General features: G+C 54.7%; 19 protein-coding genes. 6 read left to right on the plus strand and 13 right to left on the minus strand.

The window, feature by feature from the left end:
- Window positions 1-2: 2 nt before the first annotated feature.
- The 6 genes from JMF85_RS20905 to JMF85_RS20930 all read right to left on the minus strand — a co-directional run bounded on the left by JMF85_RS20905 (window position 3) and on the right by JMF85_RS20930 (window position 6,247).
- Window positions 3-1,013: an alcohol dehydrogenase catalytic domain-containing protein gene (locus tag JMF85_RS20905; protein ID WP_127605654.1), complete on the minus strand. Its 1,011-nt coding sequence runs from the start codon at window positions 1,011-1,013 to the stop codon at window positions 3-5.
- Complete coding sequence (locus tag JMF85_RS20910; RefSeq protein ID WP_054795283.1) at window positions 1,010-1,828, minus strand: carbohydrate ABC transporter permease; 819 nt, start codon at window positions 1,826-1,828, stop codon at window positions 1,010-1,012. The genes JMF85_RS20905 and JMF85_RS20910 overlap by 4 nt, the downstream gene beginning before the upstream one ends.
- 6 nt (window positions 1,829-1,834) lie before the next feature.
- Entirely contained in the window at window positions 1,835-2,728 is an 894-nt protein-coding gene (locus tag JMF85_RS20915) for a carbohydrate ABC transporter permease (RefSeq protein WP_155614238.1), read from the minus strand.
- A 65-nt stretch (window positions 2,729-2,793) separates the two neighbouring features.
- Window positions 2,794-4,113: an ABC transporter substrate-binding protein gene (locus JMF85_RS20920; RefSeq protein ID WP_127605657.1), complete on the minus strand. Its 1,320-nt coding sequence runs from the start codon at window positions 4,111-4,113 to the stop codon at window positions 2,794-2,796.
- A 113-nt stretch (window positions 4,114-4,226) separates the two neighbouring features.
- Window positions 4,227-5,174 (minus strand): 1-phosphofructokinase family hexose kinase, encoded by a 948-nt coding sequence (locus JMF85_RS20925; protein ID WP_054795300.1) that lies wholly within the window; start codon window positions 5,172-5,174, stop codon window positions 4,227-4,229.
- A 323-nt stretch (window positions 5,175-5,497) separates the two neighbouring features.
- Window positions 5,498-6,247, minus strand: a complete 750-nt coding sequence (locus JMF85_RS20930) for a hypothetical protein (protein ID WP_127605661.1) — start codon at window positions 6,245-6,247, stop codon at window positions 5,498-5,500.
- Window positions 6,248-6,493: 246 nt separating this feature from the next.
- Here JMF85_RS20930 and JMF85_RS20935 point away from each other — a divergent pair, with 246 nt between their 5' ends.
- The 4 genes from JMF85_RS20935 (at window position 6,494) to JMF85_RS20950 (ending at window position 9,624) form a co-directional block, all read left to right on the plus strand.
- Window positions 6,494-6,724, plus strand: a complete 231-nt coding sequence (locus tag JMF85_RS20935; RefSeq protein ID WP_054799049.1) for a hypothetical protein — start codon at window positions 6,494-6,496, stop codon at window positions 6,722-6,724.
- A gap of 91 nt (window positions 6,725-6,815) precedes the next feature.
- Entirely contained in the window at window positions 6,816-7,799 is a 984-nt protein-coding gene (locus JMF85_RS20940) for a zinc-binding dehydrogenase (protein ID WP_201318830.1), read from the plus strand.
- Between the two features lie 577 nt (window positions 7,800-8,376).
- Window positions 8,377-8,736: a response regulator gene (locus JMF85_RS20945; RefSeq protein ID WP_127605665.1), complete on the plus strand. Its 360-nt coding sequence runs from the start codon at window positions 8,377-8,379 to the stop codon at window positions 8,734-8,736.
- A gap of 111 nt (window positions 8,737-8,847) precedes the next feature.
- On the plus strand, window positions 8,848-9,624 hold the full coding sequence (locus tag JMF85_RS20950; RefSeq protein ID WP_201318845.1) for an SDR family oxidoreductase: 777 nt from the start codon (window positions 8,848-8,850) through the stop codon (window positions 9,622-9,624).
- Between the two features lie 21 nt (window positions 9,625-9,645).
- On the opposite strand, the gene tenA is transcribed toward JMF85_RS20950, so the two are convergent.
- Window positions 9,646-10,311 carry a thiaminase II gene (tenA, locus tag JMF85_RS20955; RefSeq protein ID WP_127605667.1) on the minus strand — a complete coding sequence of 222 codons (666 nt, stop codon included), beginning with the start codon at window positions 10,309-10,311 and terminating at the stop codon, window positions 9,646-9,648.
- 209 nt (window positions 10,312-10,520) lie between these two features.
- On the opposite strand from tenA, the gene JMF85_RS20960 reads away from it, so the two are divergent.
- Entirely contained in the window at window positions 10,521-10,700 is a 180-nt protein-coding gene (locus JMF85_RS20960; RefSeq protein WP_127605668.1) for a hypothetical protein, read from the plus strand.
- A gap of 112 nt (window positions 10,701-10,812) precedes the next feature.
- On the opposite strand, the gene JMF85_RS20965 is transcribed toward JMF85_RS20960, so the two are convergent.
- On the minus strand, window positions 10,813-11,616 hold the full coding sequence (locus JMF85_RS20965) for an RDD family protein (RefSeq protein WP_201318831.1): 804 nt from the start codon (window positions 11,614-11,616) through the stop codon (window positions 10,813-10,815).
- A gap of 71 nt (window positions 11,617-11,687) precedes the next feature.
- Between JMF85_RS20965 and JMF85_RS20970 the strand changes: the two genes are divergently transcribed.
- Window positions 11,688-12,713: a stage II sporulation protein M gene (locus tag JMF85_RS20970; RefSeq protein WP_201318832.1), complete on the plus strand. Its 1,026-nt coding sequence runs from the start codon at window positions 11,688-11,690 to the stop codon at window positions 12,711-12,713.
- 23 nt (window positions 12,714-12,736) lie between these two features.
- On the opposite strand, the gene JMF85_RS20975 is transcribed toward JMF85_RS20970, so the two are convergent.
- Genes JMF85_RS20975 through JMF85_RS20995 form a run of 5 tightly spaced genes read right to left on the minus strand, consistent with a single transcriptional unit; the run spans window position 12,737 to window position 17,836 of the window.
- Complete coding sequence (locus JMF85_RS20975) at window positions 12,737-14,113, minus strand: DUF58 domain-containing protein (RefSeq protein WP_236595939.1); 1,377 nt, start codon at window positions 14,111-14,113, stop codon at window positions 12,737-12,739.
- Window positions 14,064-14,984, minus strand: coding sequence for an AAA family ATPase (locus JMF85_RS20980; protein WP_201318833.1), 921 nt, complete (start codon window positions 14,982-14,984; stop codon window positions 14,064-14,066). The genes JMF85_RS20975 and JMF85_RS20980 overlap by 50 nt, the downstream gene beginning before the upstream one ends.
- A 6-nt stretch (window positions 14,985-14,990) precedes the next feature.
- The gene (locus tag JMF85_RS20985; protein WP_201318834.1) at window positions 14,991-16,118 is read right to left on the minus strand and encodes a DUF4350 domain-containing protein; all 1,128 of its coding nucleotides are present in this window, start codon (window positions 16,116-16,118) and stop codon (window positions 14,991-14,993) included.
- The gene (locus JMF85_RS20990) at window positions 16,102-16,743 is read right to left on the minus strand and encodes a DUF4129 domain-containing protein (RefSeq protein WP_201318835.1); all 642 of its coding nucleotides are present in this window, start codon (window positions 16,741-16,743) and stop codon (window positions 16,102-16,104) included. The genes JMF85_RS20985 and JMF85_RS20990 overlap by 17 nt, the downstream gene beginning before the upstream one ends.
- Complete coding sequence (locus JMF85_RS20995) at window positions 16,736-17,836, minus strand: DUF7847 domain-containing protein (RefSeq protein ID WP_201318836.1); 1,101 nt, start codon at window positions 17,834-17,836, stop codon at window positions 16,736-16,738. The genes JMF85_RS20990 and JMF85_RS20995 overlap by 8 nt, the downstream gene beginning before the upstream one ends.
- Window positions 17,837-17,938 lie beyond the last annotated feature (102 nt).

The raw sequence follows: 17,938 nt of genomic DNA on the forward strand, positions 1-17,938 counted from the left end.
TCTTATGGCAGTCTGACGACGCCTTTGATCACGGCTTGATCCCGTTTCCCTTCCAATAGCCCGGTCACATCCTCCAGGGAGAGCTCGGATATAATCGGATCAAGTTCGAATTGCCCGGATTCGATCATGCGGATCGCCCGAACTTGCGTGTCCGGATACGTAAAGGAACCGATGATCCGCAGCTCTTTACGGAACACCTCGAACGGCTCGATCGCAACGGCTTTATTCTCCGGATACGCTGCGAATAACAGGATGTCCCCGCCGCGTTTCGTTGCTTTCATGCATTGCATGAGGACATCGCCGGCGCCGGCGCAATCGACCGTCACGTCCAGATCGATTAATTCCTTGATTTTGTGCTTCTCGTTTACGGGGTCTATCGTTCGGAAGCCAAGCTTCTCCGCCACATTCCGTTTAATCGCCTGCGGCTCGACGAGCGTAACCTCGCTGGCTCCCTGCAGCCGCATCGCCTGCAGCATCAACTGACCGATAAAGCCGCCGCCGAAAACAGCCCCGCGATAGCCCGCCTTGACTTGCAGCCGGTCAAGTCCGTGAAGTACGCACGAAACCGGTTCGGCTAAACAAGCCTTAAGCGGGTCAGTCCCCGGCTTCATCTTGTAAATCAGCTCCTCGGGAACCGCGCAGTACACGGAAAGTCCTCCGTTCACATCAACGCCCAGCGCCGTCATGCCGCTGCATAAATGCGGCACCCCTTCCAAACAAGAAACGCAGTTGCCGCACCACCGGTTCGGATTGACCGAAACAAAGTCTCCGACCGCCGTGTGACGAATGTCTTTGCCGATTTGCTCCACGACCCCTGCGAATTCATGCCCGATGGTAACGGGAAAGGATGCCGGGTAGGTGCCGTGGTAAATATGCCGGTCCGTGCCGCAAATCCCGCAAGCGTAAACTTTCACCAGCACCTCCCGGTCTCCAATATGCGGGCGCTCGACATGCCGATATTCCATGACTCCCGGTTGATGAAGCAGCAGGGCTGCAAACGTTTCTGTGCTCATTTGACGCCTCCCATGGTCATTCCTTGCACCAAATATTTTTGAATGCAGATGCCGAATATGATTACCGGAAGAATAACCATCGTTCCTGCAGCTGCCACCTCACCCCATCGGATTCCCTCAAAGGTGATAAAGCTGGTAATCGCGACCGTCGCCGTCTTGGTCTTGTCACCCGTAAGGATTAACGAGTACAAGAACTCATTCCAGGACATGATGAATGAAAATATACTTGCCGCGGCAATCCCCGGAGCGGACAACGGTATAGTGACTTTAATAAAAGCCATTAACCGGGATACCCCGTCAATTCTTGCCGCGTCCTCCAGGTCAACCGAGATGCTTTCGAAATAACTGCGCATCATCCATAAGATGAACGAAAGGCTGAACGTCATATAAATAAGGACGAGTCCCAAGGTCGTATCCAGCAAATTGAATTGCTTGAACACCAGGTAAAAAGGCAGTATGACCATAATCGGCGGCGCCATTCGGGTAGAAAGCACCCAGAACGCGAAGTCCTCTTTCTTGCGCATCGGGAAACGCACCAGCGCATAGGCAGCCGGAATACCGATCAGCAAACTGAACAACGTGCTCAGGAAACCGACTTTGACGCTGTTGAAGTAATAATGTAAGAAAGAACCGTCTTCCAGCACCTTGGAGTAGTTGGTATACGTAGGTGTGAATATGAACTTGGGCGGCAAGCTGAACGCGTCCACCCGCGTTTTTAAAGACGTCATCACCAGCCACAGGATCGGGAACACAAATGCGGCAATCATCGCCCATAGCAGGATGTTAAAAATAACGTCTTGAACCTTTCTAGGCACGAATGATCACCCCTTTCTAGCTAAATTAATGACAAATTTCGAGATCGTCGTAATGATGAACAGCATCGTTAAACCCAAGGATGCGGCATAACCTACATTCATGAAATTGAAGCCGGTCAAATACCCGAACATATTCAACGTCTCCGTTGCGGTTCCAGGTCCGCCCTTCGTCATCACGTAGATCGTATCGAACCACCGGAACAAATCCATAAACCGGAAGACGAAGGCTATGACCAGATAAGGTTGAATAAGCGGCAGCGTCAAATGCACGAACTTCTGAACGCTGGAAGCGCCATCCACCGTCGCCGCTTCATAGGGCTCATCCGGAAGCGATTGAAGCCCCGCAAGGACGACAAGCGCCACGAACGGCGTCCATTCCCAAACATCTACGGCAATAACCGCCCAGATCGCCGTCTTCTCGCCCGCCAGCCATGCCTGCGGTGCGAATCCGAGCTGCCCTAACGTATAATTAATGATCCCGAATTGAGGGTCAAACATCATCACCCAGATTAACCCGACAACGACGGGAGTCGTGATCGTCGGAAGCAAGAACAGCGTCTTGGCGAGACCGCTGCCGAAAAACTTTCTCGACATGAGGAGTGCAAGCGCGGCCCCCAGAATCATTTCAATGAAGATCGAAGAGAGCATGAAGGTGAACGTGGTAGACAACGACCCCCAAAAGCGGGAATCGTTAAGCATGAACCAATAGTTGCCTACTCCTGTAAAATGCTTATTATAGGGCTCCGATAAGAAGTAATGCTGCGTGCTTGTAAATAAAGCATAGACGGTCGGAAAAACCGTTACAGCCAGCAAAAATATAAAAATGGGGGCCACCAGCAGTTTAGGGGCGGAATCCGTCTCCAGCGAAAATAACAACTTCAGTCTTTTTTTGGATAACATTATGCGGATCGAACCTCCATCATACCGGGCGGCACCTTATCGGAACCGCCCACCCGAATCCTTCATTATTTAAAGTATTGTTCGATATCCTTCTGCGCTGCGTCGAGCGCCTCTTTGGCATTCCGGTTGACCAGCACTTCGCTTACCGCGATGCCCAGACGGTCGCCCATTCTTTTCCATTCCTTGATTCTCGGACGATAATCGGGATTTGCTTTATCCATGCTTTGCACCGTTACGTCAATCCAGCCCGGGTAATTGTACTTGTTGCGGAAGCTCTGGTCTTCCCACACGGATTTCCGGGTGGCGTCGCCGCGCATGCCGTCAATTGCCGTTTTGAGCTGAATCTCCTTGCTGGTCGCCCAGGACATAAATTGGAAGGCGGCCTCTTGATGCTTGGAGCCTTTCGGGATCACAAGACCCGCCGTATAGACGCTCGGAGAGCTGCCGGCCGGACCGCTCGGAACAGGAGCATATCCGATCTTGCCTACAACCTTCGAGTTTTCAGGGCTTTCCAGCCTGGATGCGAAGTTTGTGGCATCGATCGCCATAGCCACGGTGCCCTGCTGAACCGCCAGCTGCACTTGGTCCCAACTGAAGTTGGAGGCGCCCGGAGGGGCAGAATTTTTCAGCAGCTCCGCATAAACCTCGGTTGCCTTAATCGCTTCGGGGCTATTGACGACCGGTTTGCCGTCTACCAGCCATTTGCCGCCGAACGCGTTATAGAATCCGGCCCAAACATAAATGTTCATGCCTTCTCCGCGCATTCCGCGCAGCGCGATCCCGTATTTGCCGTCTTTCGTTAATGCTTTCGCCGTTGTGACAAGCTCGTCAATCGTTCCCGGAGGCTTCGTAATTCCGGCCTTCTCGAACATTTCTTTGTTGTACATCAGCATCGTGCTCTCGCCGTAGAAAGGCAGTCCGTACGTTTTGTTGTCCGTTTTGAAAGCATTAAGAAATCCTTCAAGGAAATCCTTCGATTGCACGGTGGCTTCGTTTTTGGCGATCATGTCATCCAGGGGTGCTACCCAGCCGGCCTTGGCATATTGCGTAGTGAACATCATATCCATCATAACGACGTCATATTGATCGGAATTGGAAGCAAGCGCCAGCTCCGTCTTGGAATGCAGTTCTTCTTGCGGCAAAATATCAAATTTGACCTTAATACCGGTTTGCTTCTCGAAATCGGGCAGCATGGCTTTAATCGCATCTACGGCCGTATGCTGCTGCATGGCAGCGGTAATCGTCACCGCCTGCTTCGCTTCCCCCTCTTTGGCAGCACCGCCGCCTTCACTCTGACCGCCGGCGGAACAAGCGGCAAGCAGTCCGGACATGACCATCATTCCTGATAAAGCAAAGGCTGATTTGCTTTTCCATGTTTTGCTCATTTTTTCATCTTCCCCTTTTAGAAAGTTATTAGGACGATTCCAAACGTTTGGTCCAGCACCGCGTATGTTTTTATCATCACCTCCCACAAGATTAAAATAAGAAACGCGCCAATCTACAAAGGCTTGACCGTTACCTGCCGCAGCATCTCCTGCATGCCGGCTGCATGCACGTGCCCGGCAATCGGATATAAGGCGTTGGAAGCGGCGGCGGCGGTTCCCCATGCAACGGCTTCGATCATGCTGGACGCTGCAGGCTTATCCCCGAGAAGATCGAGAAAGTTGGCTGTCCCCCCCACCAAAGCGTCCCCGCAGCCTACCGTATTCACCGCATCAATAACGGGCGGCAGAACCTGCCATGCCTGATTCTCCGATACGACGAGCGATCCGTCTTTGTCCAGGGAAACGACTACCCATGAGATGCCTTGGGCGATCAGGGTTCTGGCCATATGGATTACGCTTTCGGCACTGTCCGCGCGTTGACCGGTCAATTGGGCCAATTCGTCCCGATTAGGTTTAAGAAGGAAGGGAGCGCTTTCAATTGCTGCACGTAAGCTCTCTCCGCTGGAATCGAGAATCGTGAGCGCCCCCGCCTCCTTCGCAGCCTGGATAAGCTCCGCATAAGCGTGAATCTGAAGACCTCTCGGCAAACTGCCCGAAAAACTGATCACGCTGCTCTTGGCCGCCAAATCCTTCACTTTGACCTTCATCTCTTGCCATTCAACCGCGCTAATCTCAGGGCCGGGCTCTAAAATCTCGGTTTGGGTTCCCAAACTTTGATCGATGATGTTGAATGCTTCCCGGGTTTGACCGGTTACCCAGACGGGATCGCTTGCAATTCCTCTGGCGCGCAATTGCTGATCGACGAATCGCCCCGTGTCTCCGCCGAGGAAACCGGAAGCGGTTACATCGGAACCCAATAAACGCGCAACCTTGGCCACGTTATTGCCTTTCCCTCCAGGCTCGGCGGCAATTTCCGCAACGCGGTTCACGCTGTTTATCCGGAAACGTTCGATATAATGAACTTTGTCTATAGCGGCATTTAAAGTAATGGTTGTAATCATCAAATCATCCCCTATGAAGTCGCTCACTTGAACAATGAAAATATGTTTCGTAATCATATGTTTTTAGTTTCGTTTTGTTTCGATTTAATTCAATGATATTTCGTTTAATTATTTTTGTCAATCCTTACTTTGCAAATTTTACAATTCGAAAACGCAGGTATATGATGCGAGCAAAAAAACTTGATGGCTCCAAGGCTGCCGGCATTCCTTAGACAAAAAAATGCCCCTGTCTGCGTCAGCAGCCCTAAACGGGGCTATTGACAACAGAAGGGGCTTGGGAAGCAGCTCAAGTCCGCGGCAAGAAGCTGTCGCTTTGCCGGATGTTACCTGACGTATTTGTTAAAATCAACGGCAAACTCGACATAATAACTGGTGTTGCTCTTATCGAACACCTTCAGCACAGCCGGCTTGGTGAAATCAATCTCGCTGACAGGAAAGTTCGCCAGTTTGTACCGGCTGTAATACTCATCGACCGATACGTCGGTCGGCTCAATCACTTTGTTTCCTTGTACCAACACGACGGCAAACCCTTTGGCGAATCCTTTATAAAAATTAACATGAAAACCGAGCTTATTGTAATCGATGTACTTTTTCGCCGTCGCTGCATCGATGAGCTTGTCTTCCTTATAGTAGGATAAGCCTGAGGCTGACGCTACCATCTCGTACGGCGGTTCAATGTTGGCCTCGTATACAAGCGGGCTTTCGTATTCGCTCTTCTTGGGCGGCGAATAGGTCACAGGAAGCATAAAGGGCTTGCCGCATTCCAGCAAACAGCTCTTCCCCAGCGCAATCGCCTCTTTGATCTTCGCGTCGTCGATTGCGTATATATACGCCGGCTTGACGGCGGCAGCCGGCGGGGCCGATTGCTGCTGCGGCGCAGCTTGTGTATTCTCCTTATTGGGCGCCTCGGTTTGTGGAGCGTTCGCTATCACGGGTTCTTGTTTCGGAGTCGGGACGGACTGACTTGCGGTTTGCACGGCAGGCGCTTTCTTGGAGTCGGTGACGATAATAAACGCGACAACACCCCATACGCCGAGTACGACCAAAGCGAGAAAAGATAGTACATATTTCATTGCATTGCATCCCCCAAGTTGTTAGTTACGTTACATTATTAGTTCGTAAACCCTATTGACTTTCCTACGAGCTATTATATAGGAGTAACTTAAAAAATCAATATATGCGATATTCATAATTTCATCCGTTTCCATAAAAATCCACGACGATGTATTGATTAATCGTTATGAAAGCGCTACAATAAAAGAAGCATATCTCAAATTTATACTTCATCTTAATCCTCATAAGAAGGGAATTGATTAGCAATGCCCCCACTGAAAACTTATGAAGGTTTTAAAGAAAGGTTCGAAGAGATGCAGGATTTGTCTTTCGATTGCTACCGAACCGATCCTCAGTTGTTTGGCATTATTGATAGCTTAGTCAGGCTCGGCGGTATGCTAACCGAATCAGCTCCGGAAACTTATGTTCGCAGTCAATTGGAAACGGCCTACAACGGCTTGAAGAAGTATAAGGAAGAACGGATGAGCAGCCTTTAGCGCTGCTCTTTTTGTTTGTGTCTCCGGCATTTGCATGCTGAAATACATTTGGTATCATGATAGGGACGACTCATGACGAGGAGAGGTTCGAATGAAAGCCTTACTACTGAAAGCCCCCGGTAAACCGGATACACTAACCGTATCGGAATTACCGGTGCCGGAACCGGGTCCGGGAGAAATTCGGGTGCAGGTTCGCACAGCAAGCTTGAATCCCATTGATTATAAAGTTTCACTGAACGGGCATCCCGACTGGGTCTACCCTTTCGTGCTCGGCGTGGATGTGGCCGGGGTCGTCGATACCGTCGGTGAAGGCGTCACGCAGTGGTCGCCCGGAGACCGCGTGGTGTATCACGGCAGCTTCGTTAAGCCGGGAGGCTATGCGGAGTACAGCGTCACCAAAGCGCACACGGCTGCTTCCATTCCTGAGGGCATAACGTTCGTGGAAGCCGCAGCTTTTCCTTGTGCGGGATTGACGGCTTATCAAGCACTGCAAAGAAAAATGCGTCTCCAGGCGGGCCAATCCATCCTGGTGCACGCCGGAGCCGGGGGTGTCGGCGGCTATGCGATTCAATTGGCGCGGACGTTCGGCGCTTCCACCATCATCACCACGACTTCCCCTGCCAACTTTGATTATGTGAAGAGCCTCGGAGCGCACTTGGCGATCGATTACAACCATGAGAACGTACGCGAAAGGGTCATGGAGGCGACTAACGGCCTTGGCGTGGATTGTATCCTCAATTCGATCAATCGAAGTACGGCCCAGGAGGATTTATCCATGCTGTCATTCGGAGGACAACTGGCTTGCATCGCCGGCGCTCCGGAAACGGTTGCCGACTTCCAGCCGTCCCACCAAACGTTCACGGTTCACAAAATGATGCTGGGTGGAGCACATGTATCCGGAGATGTCCGAGCCGAGCAAGAGCTTGGCCAAATGGCGGCCGAATTCATGGAGCTGATGACAGCTAAGAAGGTGGAGCCGATGGTAACGGAAGTCATCTCGCTGAAGGATGTGCCGGAGGCGCTGATCCGCTTATCGCAAAGACATGTCAGAGGCAAAATTGTAGCGGAGCTGTAAGCTCAGCCTGCCGGAGAAGGGTGTCCGGGACAAGCGTCCTGAGCCCTTCTTTTTTACTTTAGAAAAGGTTAGGGCGTGATTTTGTTGTTTCTGTTGAAAAAGTTTGCCTTTTGGCTCTCGATCATTAGCCTTGTCATAGGCTTAAACAACTACTGGGGAAATGACGATAAGAACATTCTCCTTATTGGACTTAACCCGTTCTTGAATTCGGCTGCATATACGGAGCCATTGCGACATTGGATATTCGATTATGATAGTGCGAAACTGGCTGCCGACAGTGCAAGTATCCGGGTTCGGTTTCCTGCTTACCTGATCCATGTCAGCTCTTTCTTCTTGGCAGGACTTATCATCGATTTTCTAATCTACCTGTTCAAACGCAAACAAACTTTTAAATAGGTTGGTTAGCACGTTTATTGTTCCATCCGGTCTCCGGAAGATCCCGTCTCACACCTGGGCGCTCTGTTTCCTTAGTCGGGTTCTCCGGTTTACTTTCCTATCATATAATCATTCTATGCCGATCAGCTCCTTCCAATTTTATTATGAAATCCCATATAACGAATGTAGGGGGAATCCAGTAATGGCTGCCATTATGATTGTTGACGACTCAGCGTTCATGCGGCTTATATTGAAAGATATGATACAAAAGTCGGGACACCGGTTGGCCGGGGAAGCGGAGAACGGCTGGACAGCGGTTCAAACTTACCGGGAGGTCGATCCGGATTTAGTCATCATGAACATCATCATGCCGGACTTAAACGGAATCGAGGCTCTCAAAAAAATAAAGAGCATCCATCCTTCTGCAAAAGTCGTGATGTGCTCCGCCATGGGAAATCAATATTATGTCATCGAATCCATTCAGGCGGGAGCGATCGATTTTATTATGAAACCGTTTGATGAGGCCAGAATGATTCATGCCATTCATAAAGCTCTCAGCTAGCAGGCAGGAAAAAATAACTATAGTTATTTTTCAATTGGCAAGCCGAGGGTGATTCCGGTTATTATGGGATCAAATAGGGATTAAATAGGAGCTGCATCAGATTTGGATCCAATGAAAAGCGATAAATTAAAAGGTAAAATAGCACTCGTTACAGGCGCAAGCCGGAGTGCTGGAATTGGGGCGGCTATTTGTAAAGCGCTGGCTGGCGAAGGAGCCGATATTTTTTTTACATACTGGGTCGGCTATGATGAACAAATGCCATGGGGCGGCAATAGCGCGGAACAAGAGCAGCTAAGAAAAGAAATTCTCCGGCTTGGCGTTCGCTGCGAACATGCGATGGCCGATCTTGCCGATGTAAGAAGCATCCCTCACATCCTGAATCAGGTCGAGGAAGCTCTCGGAAAGCCGGCCATCCTTATTAATAACGCTTGCTATTCCGTGAATGATAATGCGGATACGATTACAGCAGAATCGTTAGACGCCCATTATGCGATTAACATAAGGGCCGTGACCTTGTTAAGCGTGGAATTTGCAAGAAGGTTTAATCAAGGCACCGGAGGAAGAATCATCAATATGACTTCCGGTCAATCTCTCGGCCCTATGGTCGGCGAGCTTTCGTATGCCGCGACGAAAGGGGCTATAGACGCTTTGACCCGAACTTTGGCAGCAGAGATCGGGTCAAAAGGCATTACGGTTAATGCCGTTAATCCCGGGCCGACCGATACGGGCTGGATGACGCCGGAAGTGCGGCGGGAGCTTGCCGGCCGTTCCCCTTTGGGCCGAGTAGGCCTGCCTCAAGACGCGGCGAGCCTCATCGCTTTTCTGGCGACGGAAGACGCCGGGTGGATGACCGGTCAAATCTTCCATTCCGATGGTGGATTTCAATGAGATAAAGAGAATGGCATAACCCTACGGCCACATCTGCCCGTGGTACGACATGTCCCAGAACATGTACTCGAACCGGGTCGTGTTCAAGAAGACCGTCTCCAGCTTCGCCAGCTCGGCTTCGGTCTTCCCGGCCGCGAGCGTATCGAGCAGGTCGATGCACCAGCCCGCCAATTCGCCATACTCCGGCGAGCTGTACATCCGGATCCATTCGCCGTACAGCTCATGTTCGGCCGCGCCGGGTATGGCGTTCAGTTCTTTGCCGATCTCCCAATACCCCCACATGCACGGCAGCAAGGCTGCCACCAACTCCGCGAGCGAACCTTTCTGCGCCTCATGCAGCATGTAATGCGTATACGCGAGCGTAATCGGCGAAGGCTCCGCCTCCTCCAGCTCGTCTTCCGAAATGCCGAAGCGAGCGGCGTAACTGCGGTGCAGCGCCATCTCATCGTGCAAGGTTGCATGCAGGAGCGCCGCAAACTTGCCCATCGTCCCGAGGTCTGCCGCTTTCACGGCGCCCAGCGCGAACAGCTTCGAGTACTCGATCAAATACAAGTAATCTTGAATCATATAAAACCTGAACTTCTCTTTCGCCAGCGTCCCGTTCCCCAGCTCTTGAACGAACGGATGATCGTGGTTTTGACGCCAAATCGGCCTCAGCTTTTGCTGCAAACGCTCTGAAAATTTCATGGCTAATCCCCTCCTGGACTTCCGGCACCGGCTTGTTGGTTGGATTGACATACAAAAAACCACTCTCCGCCGTGAAAGTGGTTGAACATGTCACCCTAAATTGTAACATATCGATCGGGAAGAAGAAAATTTTATCAAACGATGTCAAACTCGATCCTGGCTGCATATATATAGGAGGGTTCATTTTTAATGATGAAGGAGCTGGCATTGTGGTAGAAACAACGGCAAGAGATGTACGTGAGGAAAAGGAATACGCAGAACGTGTATTGGATGACATGGGCTTGAATCAGATTGCCAACTGGCTGCGTGTGCTGCCCGAGGACCGATGGGAGGAATTGTTCGTCTTCTACTGGCCGACGCTGGCCAGGAAATGCGGCATCCGGACCTAATATCTTCTACATAAACACGCTCGTTTGCGCCGTCCGGCGCCTGCGGCTTGCCGGGTTTCCTCCGCAGAAGATGCGTCCGGCAAAGCCGCTTTTTTGTGTCGCCTGGCTGCCGCTAAAGCGTCCATTCGCCCGCAAGCAGTACGTAAAGCTCCATCAAGAACGCCTCCGCCGATACGAAACGGAGTTCGGCTTCGAGCTCCAGCTTGGCGGCCAGCCGCCCGGCGATCTCCGCGGCCAGAGCGTCGCGCTTGATTCCCGTCAGCGACGGAATCCGTTCCACATAGGCGGACAGCAGCAGCCAGTCTTCGCGCTCCACCCGTCTGCGCTGCAGCTCCGTTAACGGAAGGTTGGGACGACCGGCCATCTCACGCTGATTCAGCCATTTCTCCGTTTGGCGGCGTCGATGCAGCTGTTCCCGGCGCGTGTCGCGCACAACGAGCGTGCCGGCGGCGAGATCGCCCAGCCTTTTATCCATCGGATGGAAAAAGATCCACAGCCCCCCCAGAAAATATAACCAAGGCAAGAAATCGATAAGCCGGAAAAAATTGCGGATGATCGCGGACAAGAAGGTGACCGGTTGGCCGTTCTCTTGAATGACGCGCAACCCCAACTGCTTCTTGCCTACTGTCTGGCCGTTCATATAATACTCGGCTAACACGAAGTACCCGCCGCTCAGCACCGAACTGAACACGATGATAAAGGCGAGTGCATATTCGCCCGGCATATCGTTCACGCCGATGCCCATGACCATGAGCGCCAGCCCGATCAGCAGGCACACCGCGCCGAATACGAGCATCAACAGCAGCACGTCGATCAGTTGTGCGGCCGTGCGGCTGCCGAGTCCGGCTGTACGGAATTGCAGCCGCACGTGCTCCGGCGTGATAACCGTCGCTTCCCGGTTATAGCTATCGTTCATTTCCCCACTCTCCTTCTTCTATTCATTGTGGTAGTATGAACTTATCGTCTTGAAGGAGGATGCTCCGTCTTATGGATATTCAGTACTTTATTCGTGAGCATAAGCCCGTTTGGTCCGAATTGGAACAGCTGCTCGAGCCGTTCGAGCGAAGCAAGCGGACGGTGCAGGCGATGCAGATCGATCGTTTGACACTGCTTTACAAAACCGCCTCGGCGCATCTGGCGTTCGCACAAACGTACTACCCGGGCGACGAAATCGTCCCCTTCCTGAATCAGCTCGTTTCGCGCGCGCATCAGGCGCTCTTTGCCGGGCAGCGCCAGCCGGCCGGCCGGCTGGCCGACTTTTTTAAAAGGCAGTTTATCGGCTTCGTGCTGGAGCGCAGACGGTTCATCGCCGCAGCCCTCCTGCTGTTCATCATCGGCGGACTTTCCGGCTTTCTCGCCGTTTGGTCCGATCCGTTGAATTTGTACACGGTAATTCCCGCTCAAATCGCGGAAAGCATCAATCCGCATCAAGTCGGACGGGGCCACGACGATCTCCAGAGCGCGGTCATGTCCTCGACGATCATGACCAACAACATCCGCGTCGCCGTGATGGCGTTTGTCAGCGGTATTACGTTCGGCCTATTAACCGTCTACTTGCTGCTCTACAACGGCCTCTTGATCGGCGCCTTAACCGCCGTGTTTTGGCAGTCCGGCAACAGCTATAGGTTTTGGGCCTACATCCTGCCACACGGCATCATTGAGCTGGCCGCTATTTTTATCGCCGGGGGCGCCGGTTTGTATATGGGCTACCGGATGATTAACCCGGGACCGTATACGCGTAAATATATGTTCCTGCGCTCCGTAAAAGAATCGGCGCTGCTGCTCGTCGGTACGATCCCGCTGTTCGTCATCGCCGGTATCATCGAAGGGTACATCACCCCGTCCGGACTTTCGCTCGAAGCGAAGTACGCCTTCGCCGGGTTAACGCTGCTTGCGCTGGCCGTGTACGTCCTCTACGGCATCGCGAACGGGCGCAAGCTGCTGTTGGACGAAACTTCGCACGGACTTCACGCGCCGGACGTACAGCCGGAGCCGAAGCGCTCACCCGTCTAATTCGGCCGACGGTTTCGAGGCGCCTACAGCCTGTCGCCGGCCTTCACGTCCAAGTACCGGTTGACGGCCGTCCAAGCGAGCTCGCCAACCGGGACGTCGACCACATCGATGCCCCCGGACGCCATCTCAGCCGCGTACGCTTGACGCTTCAACGTCATCTTGTGCGCCAAGCTTTTGACGAAAGCTTCGCGTTTGCCCCCCGTCTCCATGATCGTCCAACGGTGCAGCGCCTCGTCCCGAAGCCCGAGCAGCAGCAGGAGGTGCTGCTTTTGCATGCGCAGCAGCAGCGGACGGAGCTGGTCCTCGTACATATAATTGTCCATGTCGGAGAACAGCACGGTCAAGCTGCGCTTCTTCTGCACACGCATCAGATGATGCAGGGCGGAGGCGTAGCTGGACTCCACAAAATCGCTTTGCAGGTGGAAGAGCGCTTCCGTAATCGCCTGCAGATGGCCGGTACCCGTGCCGGGCGGCACGTAAGCTTTAACCCGGTTCGAGAAAGCCATCACCGCGACTTTATCCCCCTGCTTCAAGGCCACGGCCGCCAGCGACAGCGCCGCTTCGAGCGTCGCATCAAGCTTCGCGCGTCCGTCCAGTTCTACGCCCATCATGCGCCCGCAATCCAGCATAATCGTGACGACCTTCCCGCGCTCGGGCCGAAACACGTTCGTCATCAGGGCCCGGGACCGGGCCGACGCCCGCCAGTTGATCAGGCGCGTGTCATCGCCCTCCACATACTCGCGAATCATGTGAAACTCCGACCCGGCACGTTCCTTGCGGAACACCCGTTTCCCCTCCAAAATCAATTGATGCTGCACGGAAGCCAATATACCGCGAGCACCCGACATGTCCGGATAAATGCGAATGTCCTGTGCAACCGGCGCAACCAGCTGTTTCGCCCAAAGTCCAAGCGACCCGCGAATACGCAATCGGGCAAACCGGAACTTATGAATCCCGCGCTCGCGTCCGCAAGTCGTATACAGGATCTCGGCCGATCTCCCCTGCCAGTCGGCAGCAAGCGATTCGACCGGCACGGCAAGGAACGACTGCGGCACATCGTCGGCAAGCTCAAGCCGCAGCGAAACCGGCCGGTCCGTCTCGACGCGCACCGCAACTTCGAAAGGCGCGTCCCGGTCCGCATGGCTCGGCAGATCGCGGCTCACCCGAACATGCCTTCTGCGCGGAAGCAGCGACAGGTCCAGCACGGATGCGCCGAGCAGCGCGCCGTTGACGAGCAAGAAGGCCGCTGCGCCCGCGCCGAGCGCATACCCGGCAGCGATCAACGCCGCGCCGCTGGCGGCGGCGGCCGCCATGCGGGGCGTCGGTACGATCATGCGCCGCTGTATCGCATCAGCGAGGGACCGGAATCGAGGCCAACGTTTCCTGGATGAAGTGGTCACTCGTCTCTCCCTCCAATTCAATCTGCGGCGTCAGCAGCAGCCGGTGCCGGAGCGCCGGTCCGGCTACCGTCTTGATGTCGTCCGGCGTCACATAGCGGCGGCCGTCGAGCAGCGCCCATGCCCGCGAGGCCATCAGCATCGCAATCCCCGCACGGGGACTTGCGCCAAGCTGCAGCCTTTTATCCTCCCGCGTCTTGCGGATCAGGGCGGCGATGTAGCCGATCAGCGCGTCCTGAACCACGACATGCGGCAGTTCAGCCCGCAGCGCCTTGAACTCGTCGAGCGACAACACCGCCTCTTGCGGCTGTTCCTGCACTGCGTAGAACGGCTTGTGGCCTTTCAATATGTTCAATTCCGCCTCCAGCGACGGATACGACACCGTTAATTTGAACAAAAACCGGTCGAGCTGCGCCTCCGGCAGCGGATACGTGCCTTCGTACTCCACCGGATTTTGCGTGGCGACGACAAAAAAAGGATCGGGCAGCGGATAGGTCGTGCCTTGAATCGTCACCTGCCGTTCCTCCATCGCCTCCAGCAGCGCCGCTTGCGTCTTGGGCGGCGTACGGTTGATTTCGTCGGCCAGCAGCAAATTCGTAAATACCGGCCCCCGTATCGTCTGAAACTCGTTGTCCCTCATATTAAAGATTGCGCTGCCGGTCATATCGCCCGGCATCATATCCGGCGTAAATTGAACCCGGCTGAACGACCCCTCCGTCAAATCGGCGAGCGTGCGCACCATCTTCGTTTTCCCAAGCCCCGGAACCCCTTCCAGGAGCACGTGGCCTCCGGCCAAAAAAGCGGTCAGCAGCAGGCGGATATTCGTCTGCTGTCCGATCACGATTCGTTCCATTTGCTGCAGCAGCTGTTGCATCGAACTTCACTCCTTCTCCAGATTGCGGATGACTTCATCGGCCTTCCGGCTGTCCATCTCCAACTGCTTCGGCGTATACGACACGGCTTCCTCCGCCGCCCTCCAGCAAGCGAGCAGCGCCGCGAGCCGGTCCACCGCAGCCTTATCCCAGTGACGCTTGGCTGCGGCCAGCACCTGGGCGTCGGATGCGTCGGTGCGAACGCCGAATCTGGCGCGCAGCCGGCTGCGCACGTACCGCTCCTGGTGCGCCAGCGCTTCACGGGTCAGCCTGCCCCGCTCGTACCAGCCTGCCGAGGCCAGCAGCGTTTCGTCGCCGCGCCGCACCGTCCATGCGCGCGGCGTGAAGGCAGGTCCGAAGCGGACCGCTTTCCGCCACAGCCATAGCAAGACGGCAAGCAGCAGCTGCAGCAGCACGGCGAGCAGCCAGTCGGGGTACACGGCAAGCAGCCCCGGTTTGTCCTGCAGGCCGTGGTGGTATTCGTCAACCCAGAGCGCGCCGCTCGGCCGGTTCAAATACGGCCACAGCAGCTCGAAGTGCGAATGCTCAAGCACATGCTCGTTCATGGTCCATTCCGGCACGACGAACAGGCTCAGGCTGCCTTCGCCGACGGCAAGATGGCCGCCGATCACCCCGCGCGCATCGCGAAGCACCGGCTCCATGCCGCTCGATGCGTCCAGCCGGTAAGCGGACGCGACGCTGCCGGTGAACCCCGTCTCGGCCGGACGGCGCAGATCGGTTACCGGGACTACGCCGGGGTCCGGTTCGTCCAGTGCCGCTGCGGGAAACGTCGTCCAGCCCTCAGGAGAACTGTCGAACACCAGCAGCTCGTTGCCCCGCTCCACCCAGCCCGCGATTTCTTCCCGCTCCCGCTCCGTCAAGCTGTAAGGCTGAAGGAGCACCAGCGTTTGTCCGGAGGCCTTCGGCAAGAACCGCCAAGGCTTCTGCCATCGTTTAACCGGGACGTTCTTTTCTTCCAACAACGTATATAACGCTTTCGTTCCGTCGCGATCCGCCGAAACCGACACATAGGCCGGCAGATCCGGCAAATCGGGCCGGACAAGCAGCCAGCCGATGCCGAGAAACGCGGCGACGCTAAGGACGAGAGCAACCGGCGTCTTATTTCGTTTCAGCATGACCCGCCCCTTCCCGGACAAGCGAAGCCAGCAGCTCCGTCATCCGCTCGTAATCGCGCGCCTCTGCTTCTCCGCGTCCGTAATACACATGCTCGAACAGCCGGGCCGCTTCGATAAAGGACCGGGCGGCGGCAGGCTCGCGGTCGTGCAGCTCCTCCGCATATTCGCGGTTCGTCTTCCACGTCTGGGCCCGTACCCAGTCCCGTTCATTCATGAGCAGCAGCAGCGCCAGGAACGCGTGCCGCACCGCTTCGGGGTAATCCCCGGCGGCGGCGAACCGCTGCGCTTCCTTGGCCAGCCTAGCGGAAGACCGGTCCAGCTCGACTGCGCTGCGGAAAACAATCCGGCGCCGGCTGCGCCGCTCGAGAATCAGAAGGCGCATCATCCGCAGGATGGCGGCGGCCAGCGCGGCCAGCAGAAAGCCCAACAGGAGGTAGGCGACCACATTCGGCGTTCCCGGCGCTATATCCAGCTCCGGGAACAGGTCGGCAATCTTCTCCAGCTTCTCCTGCAGCCATTCGAAGATCGGGTTGCCGCTGCGTTCCCGCATATAGGCGGTATATTCGTCGCGGTTTAGAATCTCCTGCAGCTTCTCTTTATCCGTCTGGACTTCGGCTTTATTCATCGGTCTTTTTCGTCTCGGTCATTTTCGTCTCCACGGCGCTCCAGTCGGTCGGGCCCTCGTCCTCCGGACGATCATCAACTGCATTGCCCGGCATCGCCGCATCCGGGTCCTTATGCCCGTTCACGTTCGGCAGGCTGCGGGCAAGCATCTGTTCCAAATCGGCGCCCTCGCTGCGCAAGCGCAGATCGAAATAAATGACCGCATACGGGATCATGTAGAACGGCGTGATGAGCAGAGACAACAGGACGTAGATCAGCTGGCCGAGCAGCGACATTTTGAACACCGCCACAAGAAGCGCATAGATGCCGAGCAGAAATACGGTATAAATGACCGTCAACACCAAATAAATGGCGAATATACGCCAAAAGCTGCCCCTCGTCAGCCTCCAGCTGCGGCGCAGCGCCTGTCCCTCCTTCTCCACGGCGACAACCGGCAAATAAAAGCCGAATCGCACGACGAAGTAGCTGACAACGGCCAGCACGGCGAAAAGCGCAAGCAAATAGAGAATGACGATCAGCGCCACAAACGCGATGCCGCCGCCTAACGGATCGGCGCCCATCCTCGTAAAGGCCGCTCCGAAACCCGTGCCGACGATGGCCAGCACCCCGAACACAGCGACAAACACGATAATTAGGCCGATATAGATCCCGGTTACAATCAAGCCGAACAAAAACGTATTGCCGACCATCCGCCAATAGGGCGTGAACGATTGGCGGAACAGGTCTCCGAAACGAATGCTCTCGCCTTTGCCTGCCGCGTTCACCAAGTGCAGCTGCGCAGCCACCGACGACGGAAAGAACGCCAGTATATACAGCGGCATGAGCAGGGCAAGCCCGGCAAGCCCGCCCGACATTTCCGCCTGTCCGCTCCTGTTGCCATTCAAGAAAAGATCGAATGAACCGGAAATCGAATGCTCGCTTTGCGGGAGGAACGAAACGCCGCTCATGTCGTACAACAGCACGTTTTGCACGAAATAAAACGGTCCGAAGAACAATAACGCAAGAAGATATGTCATGGTGAAATGTTTGCGGTACAGCTGAAAGCTTCTGTCCAAAATCGTCCCGACGCCCATCGGCTTGTTGAATAATTCCATCCTGGCATCCTCCCGCTTACATATTCGCCATAATTATACACGAAGGCAGCAGCCGTGGCACCAAAAATTACAGCCGCCGCAACAAACAGAAAGCCGGCTTTC

Origin of the sequence: Paenibacillus sp. EPM92, from assembly GCF_016586185.1 — a bacterium.
In the GTDB taxonomy this organism is placed as follows: domain Bacteria; phylum Bacillota; class Bacilli; order Paenibacillales; family NBRC-103111; genus Paenibacillus_G; species Paenibacillus_G validus.